Origin of the sequence: Paraburkholderia dinghuensis (genome assembly GCF_003837865.1) — a bacterium.
GTDB lineage: Bacteria > Pseudomonadota > Gammaproteobacteria > Burkholderiales > Burkholderiaceae > Paraburkholderia > Paraburkholderia dinghuensis.
On sequence record NZ_RQIS01000012.1, the window covers coordinates 78,483 to 85,569 of the forward strand.

Sequence of the window (7,087 nt, forward strand, 5' to 3'; positions counted from 1 at the left end):
AGGCAGGTACGCGCACCGGATCGACATGCCCTGCCCTTTATTGCATTCTGGACCGCGCCAGCCCGCGTGTGCAATGGGCGCAAGCGGCGCCCGAAAAGAAAAAAGGCCCGCCGTGTAAGGCGGGCCAGACTTGGAGCGCTGCTTACCCGTTCAGGTAAACGCTTGAGGGGAGTGCGTTATTCGACACGTTCGCCGTGGAGGATCACGTCGAGGCCTTCGCGCTCTTCTTCTTCCGTTACGCGCAGGCCCATCACCATGTCGATGATCTTCAGAAGGATGAAGCTCACCACGCCGCTGTAGACCAGCGTCGTCAGGACGCCCTTCGCCTGGAGGAGAACGCTGCCATCGGCGCCGCCGATGTCCTTCACCGCGAACACGCCGGTCAGGAGTGCCCCGACGATGCCGCCAATGCAGTGCACGCCGAACGCGTCGAGCGAGTCGTCATAGCCGAATTTGCCCTTGACCCACGTGGCCGACCAGAAGCAGATCACGCCCGCCGCCACGCCGATCACGAGTGCGCCCGTCACGCCGACGAAGCCCGAAGCCGGCGTAATCGCGACGAGACCCGCAACGGCGCCCGAAGCAATGCCGAGCACCGACGGCTTGCCCTTGGCGATCCACTCCGCGAACATCCAGCCGAGCGCGGCGCAGGCGGTGGCGACTTGCGTCGTCAGCATCGCGAAGCCGGCACGGCCGTCCGCTGCGACTGCCGAACCTGCGTTGAAGCCAAACCAGCCCACCCACAGCATGGCTGCACCCATCAGCGTCAGGGTGAGATTGTGCGGAGCCATGACATCCTTGCCGTAGCCGACGCGCTTGCCGAGCACGAGGCAGCAAACGAGGCCCGCGATACCCGCGTTGATGTGCACCACCGTGCCGCCGGCAAAGTCCTGGATGCCAGCGGAGGCGAGCCAGCCGGTCGGTTCCCAGACCATGTGCGCGACCGGCGAGTAGACGATGATCGACCACAGCGTCATGAAGACGAGCATCGACGAGAACTTCATGCGATCGGCAAACGCACCCGTGATGAGCGCCGGCGTGATGATCGCGAACGTCATCTGATAGACGAAGTACACGGTCTCGGGGATGGTCGGCGCGAGGTGGCTCACGGTGAGCGTCGTCGCCTTGTCGCCATGGATGTAGTTCATGCCATGAAGCATGACGCGCGAGAAGCCGCCAATGAACGCGTTACCCGGCGTGAACGCGAGGCTGTAGCCCACCACGGTCCAGATCACCGTGACGAGGCAGGTGATCGCAAAGCTCTGCATGAGCGTCGCGAGCACGTTCTTTTTGCGGACCATACCGCCGTAGAAGAGAGCGAGACCCGGAATCGTCATGAACAACACGAGCGCGGTGGAGGCCAGCATCCACGCGGTATCGCCCGAGTTGATCTTCGACGAATCGAGCGAGAACGGCGCGGTCGGCGCGGCGGGCGCCGCGTCGGAGGCCGCGGCCGCAGCCGATGCGTCAGCGGGGGCGCTGGCTGCGGGCGCGGCAGCGGGCGCGGCAGCGGGAGCCGCCGCCTGTTCGGTGGGACTCGCCGCAGCGGGCGCGGTGGCGGCGGGGGCCGACGCGTCGTCCGCCAGCGCGGCACCGATGCCGCCGGCCAGCAACGAGCCGGCCATCAGCAGGGACATCAAAAATTTACGCATCTTGGTTTCCTCTTTCCTCTTGTGTCTGTCGCTGTCGACCAGCGTTGGCGTGTCGACCTGAGCGGGCGCGCAAGCGTTACTCAGATCCCATGGCGCCTTACCCTGGTCCCATGAACGAAGTCCGGTGTTACAGGGCGTCAGCGCCGGTCTCGCCGGTGCGGATGCGGATCACTTGTTCGACCGCCGTAACGAAAATCTTGCCGTCGCCGATCTTCCCGGTGCGGGCCGCGCGCTCGATCGCCTCGATCGCCTGCTCGACGATTTCGTCCGAGACGGCAGCCTCGATCTTCACCTTCGGCAGGAAGTCGACGACGTACTCCGCGCCGCGGTACAACTCCGTGTGCCCCTTCTGGCGGCCAAACCCTTTCACTTCAGTCACGGTGATCCCCGAGACGCCTATGGCTGACAAAGCCTCCCGCGCCTCATCGAGCTTGAACGGCTTGATGATTGCTGTAATGAGTTTCATGTAGTCCTCGCTGTGGTTGCTTCATCCGTTGTTTGCATATGCAACGGGCGCCGGGTGGGTGGGTCACACCTCGCCGACGCGCCGCGAGCCAACTGCTATTCGGTGCGCGCGGCAGTATTAGCAACACTCGTGCCACCTTCTGACGGCGGCACGTTGACGCGCTTGCCTGCAACAATCGCGCAAGGCGTGGACAATGCGGGTCCGCGGGGCATGCAGGCGCGCCGCACAGGCCCTGGCCTGATGGCCAGTGAAGCGTCTGCGCGGTGGCGTCGCAGGGGGATCGTTGCTACAGTGTCCTCAGGCTGTGCGGGCGCGCAGGCCGCACGACAGGCCCACTGCGGGGCCCACTGCGGGGCTCGGCGCGCGTGCTCGCAGCCCGCTGATTCGCGGCGGACAAGAACACGCGTTTGATGCACTAATGGACGTCGCCGCGAACGCAGGTCCGCACCAAGATCGCTCACAAGCGGGTGCAAACGGGTGCAAGCGGGTGCAACGCACAGGCGAAACGAAACATGCACATATTTTGTGCAGCGAAGGGGAAACGAATGAAACAACCGAACGATGTATTCAATGATCTGCAGAACCGCGTCAGCGAACTGCTGAAGAACTCGCCCGCGCGCGATGTCGAGCGCAATGTGCGCGCAATGCTTTCGCAAGGCTTTTCGAAGCTCGAACTCGTGACGCGCGAGGAATTCGACGCGCAAACGCAGGTGCTCGTGCGCACGCGCCAGCGCCTCGAAGAACTCGAACGCCGCGTTGCCGAACTGGAGCAGAAGCTACCCGTAACTGGCCAGTCATCCTGATCAATTGCGTCTACGCACTCACGGCAAGCGAGCCGTAGCGTAATCGCAATGGAACCGTAAAGGCGCGTCACGGCCTGTTCACGCCGGTGGCAGGCTTGCACTGCCCGGGCGCCTTCCTTCGGAGAATCCCATGTCGCTTGCCGTGGTGCGCTCGCGCGCGCCGGCTTCTGGCCGCGCGCTGGAAGTTACCGTCGAAGTCCATCTCGCCAACGGGCTACCGTCGTTCTCCATCGTCGGCCTGCCCGATCTCGAAGTTCGCGAAAGCCGCGAACGCGTGCGCGCCGCGCTGCAGAACTGCGGTTTCGATTTTCCCGTGCGCCGCATCACCGTCAATCTCGCCCCGGCCGACCTGCCCAAGGAGTCCGGACGCTTCGATTTGCCGATCGCACTCGGCATACTCGCGGCGAGCGGGCAGATCCCCGTCGCTGCGCTCGACCATCGTGAATTCGCCGGCGAACTCTCACTGACCGGTGCCGTGCGGCCGATGCGCGGTGCCTTCGCCATGGCGTGCGGCACGGCGCGAGGGGCTACTGGTGAGACGGGTTCGATACCGCCGCCCCAACTCTATCTACCTGCGGAAAACGCAAACGAAGCCGCGCTCGTGCCCGGAGTCGACGTCTTCGGCGCCGCCGATCTGCGCACGCTCTGCGCACATCTCGGCGGCGTCGAGGGGGCACGGCTCGCACCCACACGCGCGAGCGCACTCGACGCAGGCGCATCTGCCGCTGCACCCGACATGGCGGACGTGATCGGCCAGCGCGGAGCGCGGCGCGCACTGGAAGTCGCGGCGGCGGGCGGACATCACATGCTGATGGTGGGACCGCCCGGCGCGGGCAAGTCGATGCTCGCGGCGCGCTTGCCTGGCCTCCTGCCGCCGATGACGGATGCCGAAGCGCTCGCCTCGGCCGCGCTGCTCTCGGCAAGCGCGATCGGCTTCTCGCCGCAGCAGTGGCGGCGGCGGCCGTTTCGCGCGCCGCATCATTCTTCGAGTGCTGCGGCCCTGATCGGCGGGCGCAATCCTCCGCAGCCGGGCGAGATCACGCTCGCCCATCTGGGCGTCCTGTTCCTCGATGAACTTCCGGAATTCGAGCGTCACGTACTGGAGACGCTGCGCGAACCGCTCGAAGCGGGCTCGATCACGATCTCGCGGGCTGCGTGGCAGACCGATTTCCCCGCCGCGTGCCAGCTCGTGGCGGCGATGAACCCGTGTCCGTGCGGGTGGCGCGGCGATCCTTCTGGGCGCTGCCGCTGCACGCCTGAAGGTGCGGCGCGCTACCTGCGCAAGCTGTCGGGACCGCTTCTCGACCGCATCGACATCCAGATCGAAATCCCCGCGCTGCCGCCCGCCGAACTCGCGGCCCGTGCGAACACGCCCGCCGAATCGAGTGCGGTCATCGCAGCGCGCGTGGAAGCGGCACGCGAACGCCAGTTGTTGCGTCAGGGAAAAACCAACCGGGAATTGAGCGGCCGCGACACCGACGAGGTCTGCCGTCCCGACGCCGCTGGTGAATTGCTGATGCGAGAGGCCGGCGAACGGTTCGGCTGGTCGGCGCGCGCGTATTACCGCGTGCTCAAGGTGTCGCGCACCATTGCCGACCTCGCAGGCGCGTTGATGCCCAGTGCGGCCCACATCGCGGAAGCAATCCAGTATCGCCGCGCGCTTGCCGACCGCTAGTCCGGGCGAAGCATCCCAATTTCGCGAATGTCACCACAACGTCAAAAACACACTGTCAAGACTTGACTTATGCACACTGCGTCATATCGGTCACTAATTTGTGCATAACGCTCATTCACTCGAATCATGCTCCGCAAGTCATTGAATTAAATGAACTTTAAGAATTGCCGAGAAGCCGTGCAAAATAACAGAAAGCCCACAGGGCGGGCCTCTGCGGGCAGTTCGCCGACCTTTTCCACAAAGTTACCCACAGGATCTGTGGGTAACCCGTAAACACCCAATCAAATCCGGGCACTAGCGCAAATAGTTGCGATGGAACTTTCACTTGCGCCGGTAGTCGTCCGCAATTAATAGAGCCTGAACGACCGGAAAAACTGGTCGACCTGCTCGACCGACGGCTCTGCACGGCCCACGATGGCAACCTCGTAAACCCGCGTACCCTTCGCTACGAGGCGGGCGTGGATCGTACGGGTTTCTCCCTTCTCCCCCGCTTTGCCGGTAAGCCGCATTTCGATGCCCCCGATTGCCCCACCCGTCGCCACCGGCACCGCCACGTCGCGAGCATCAGGCGCCACGCCCACGTTCCGCGCCAGCCCGTCGCGCAAGAACGTGAGTGCTTGCCGCTGCGTCTCGGATCGGGCGTCCGGCAGGGCCACCGTTCCAACGACGAAGAGCACGTCGTTCACCTCCGCGGTCTGCATGCGCATGTGCATCGGCGTGCCACCTATCTCGACGTCGCGCTGTTCCGATCTCGGCTTCGCAGGCAGATCCACGCTGTATCCGCTCACGTCGTTCGACACGGTTCGCCAGTCGTAGGTCGGCGAGCAGGCCGCCAGTATCCCCGCCGCGACAGAGAGGCGCACCGCAAGCGCCGCGATGCGGACCGCGGAGGCACGACGGCCGCGCGAAGAAGCGTAGAGGCGCCCCCGGAGCGGGCGCAGCGACGAGCTGCGGCCACGGCGAAAGACGGTCAGTAACATGAGGCGTCAGGATCGGGGCAGTGAAAGGTACGGAACATTATCCGTTGCCGGCCCGATGCATCGAAGGCTGCAAACCCTATACCGGGAAAATCGGCGCTAGAATATTCCGGCTTGCATTTCGGCGTCCGAGATTCCTACCATGACTGCTGCCTCCCCGACTCCCCCGTCTGCCCCGAATACGCGCCGCATGAGCGCGATTTACCGCATTGCCGCTGTGCTGATCGTCGGCGCAGTCGCTATTGCCGGATATTTCGCCTTCTTCGGCAGCCAGCAGCGCGTGCCCGACGCGACGTTCACCCTGCTCTCCGGCCAGAAGATTTCCACCGCCGACCTGAAGGGCAAGGTCTACCTCGTCAACTTCTGGGCGACGAGCTGCGAAACCTGCATGCACGAAATGCCGCAGATGGTTCAGACCTACAACCGCTTCAAGGGCGAAGGGCTCGAATTCGTCGCCGTCGCGATGAACTACGACGCGCCCGTGTACGTCGCGAACTACGCGCAGACGCGCAATCTGCCGTTCAAGGTCGCAATGGACGACGGCTCGGCGGCGAAGCAGTTCGGCAATGTGCAGCTCACGCCGACCACTTTCGTCATCGATCGCAACGGCAAGATCCTGAAGCGGTACGTCGGCGAGCCGCAGTTCTCCGAACTCGACCAGTTGCTGCAGAAGGCGCTTGCTACCTGAGCGCACCTGATGTGTGGTTCACGTCGTGGAAACGGCAGCGGCTTTCCCGCTGCCGTTTTTGTTTTCAGTCGCGCGTTTTCGGGTCGCCGCGCACCGCTGTTCCGTAGCGGCAGACTCTCTCGTTGAGCGCGACCTTCGCCACCTGCAACTGAGCGGCGGCCTGCGCCTCGCTGACCGGGCGTGCGGCGATGTCGCGTTCCGCGTATCGCGACGTGCTGCAGGATCGAGGCGGCGAAAAATAAGTCCTTTTCGGCCCCGCCCTATTTTTTCAAAAGTATTCCGAAATATTATTGAACGTATCGCTAACGCAAATCGCATGACGAAGGCGGCAAGCGCTCACCCGCACCGGCAATCGACACGCGATATAACGAGAAAACCTTGATTCGATTTGAGAGCGACGACGTGCGTCCAAACAGCGTGTTGAGCGGACTCCTCACTTCCACTGCGCGACGTAATGACCGTCCTGTGCATAGAGGCAAGAGTGCCCCTGTCGCCAATGCACGACGTCTCGCGCTCACACCATGAGGGAAATGATTCCGCCCAGCGTAATGCCCGCCGCAATCCATTGGCCCGCTGTATAGGCAAGGTTCGGGTCGGCAGGCCGGTCGGGACGGTCAAGTCCCAGCGCACCACACACGAGCGATTTCACGGGCTGCGCGTTGGCTTCGGCCACAGTCTCGCCGTTCGCGGCGGGATCGCTCCGGGCGTCATCCGTCTGATCCGTCTGATCCGTCTGATCCGTCTGATCCGTCTGATCCGTCTGATCCGTCTGATCCGTCTGGTCCGTCTGGTCCGTCTGGTCCGTCTGGTCCGTCTGGTCCGTCTG

6 protein-coding genes and 1 pseudogene are annotated in these 7,087 nt (G+C 64.0%); 3 read left to right on the top strand and 4 right to left on the bottom strand.

The genetic code is table 11. The annotated features are described in order from the left end of the window. Positions 1-176 precede the first annotated feature (176 nt). Both D1Y85_RS17325 and D1Y85_RS17330 read right to left on the bottom strand, forming a co-directional pair. Entirely contained in the window at positions 177-1,652 is a 1,476-nt protein-coding gene (locus D1Y85_RS17325) for an ammonium transporter (RefSeq protein ID WP_124152308.1), read from the bottom strand. A gap of 127 nt (positions 1,653-1,779) precedes the next feature. Further along, positions 1,780-2,118, bottom strand: a complete 339-nt coding sequence (locus tag D1Y85_RS17330; protein WP_124152309.1) for a P-II family nitrogen regulator — start codon at positions 2,116-2,118, stop codon at positions 1,780-1,782. Between the two features lie 545 nt (positions 2,119-2,663). On the opposite strand from D1Y85_RS17330, the gene D1Y85_RS17335 reads away from it, so the two are divergent. Next, complete coding sequence (locus tag D1Y85_RS17335; protein WP_028227733.1) at positions 2,664-2,921, top strand: accessory factor UbiK family protein; 258 nt, start codon at positions 2,664-2,666, stop codon at positions 2,919-2,921. 130 nt (positions 2,922-3,051) lie between these two features. After that, positions 3,052-4,596, top strand: a complete 1,545-nt coding sequence (locus D1Y85_RS17340) for a YifB family Mg chelatase-like AAA ATPase (RefSeq protein ID WP_124152310.1) — start codon at positions 3,052-3,054, stop codon at positions 4,594-4,596. A gap of 347 nt (positions 4,597-4,943) precedes the next feature. On the opposite strand, the gene D1Y85_RS17345 is transcribed toward D1Y85_RS17340, so the two are convergent. Further along, a complete protein-coding gene (locus tag D1Y85_RS17345; RefSeq protein WP_246024951.1) occupies positions 4,944-5,576 on the bottom strand; it encodes a hypothetical protein in 633 nt (210 codons plus the stop codon). A 139-nt stretch (positions 5,577-5,715) separates the two neighbouring features. Here D1Y85_RS17345 and D1Y85_RS17350 point away from each other — a divergent pair, with 139 nt between their 5' ends. Beyond that, positions 5,716-6,261 carry a redoxin family protein gene (locus tag D1Y85_RS17350; RefSeq protein ID WP_124152311.1) on the top strand — a complete coding sequence of 182 codons (546 nt, stop codon included), beginning with the start codon at positions 5,716-5,718 and terminating at the stop codon, positions 6,259-6,261. 514 nt (positions 6,262-6,775) lie between these two features. Here D1Y85_RS17350 and D1Y85_RS27320 read toward each other — a convergent pair. Then, positions 6,776-7,087, bottom strand: a pseudogene (locus D1Y85_RS27320) (hypothetical protein); the annotation flags it as partial.

Excerpts from the sequence above, each read along its gene's own strand:
- D1Y85_RS17325 (WP_124152308.1), bottom strand. The coding sequence starts at position 1,652 with ATGCGTAAATTTTTGATGTCCCTGCTGATGGCCGGCTCGTTGCTGGCC.
- D1Y85_RS17330 (WP_124152309.1), bottom strand. The coding sequence starts at position 2,118 with ATGAAACTCATTACAGCAATCATCAAGCCGTTCAAGCTCGATGAGGCG.
- D1Y85_RS17335 (WP_028227733.1), top strand. The coding sequence starts at position 2,664 with ATGAAACAACCGAACGATGTATTCAATGATCTGCAGAACCGCGTCAGC.
- D1Y85_RS17340 (WP_124152310.1), top strand. The coding sequence starts at position 3,052 with ATGTCGCTTGCCGTGGTGCGCTCGCGCGCGCCGGCTTCTGGCCGCGCG.
- D1Y85_RS17345 (WP_246024951.1), bottom strand. The coding sequence starts at position 5,576 with ATGTTACTGACCGTCTTTCGCCGTGGCCGCAGCTCGTCGCTGCGCCCG.
- D1Y85_RS17350 (WP_124152311.1), top strand. The coding sequence starts at position 5,716 with ATGACTGCTGCCTCCCCGACTCCCCCGTCTGCCCCGAATACGCGCCGC.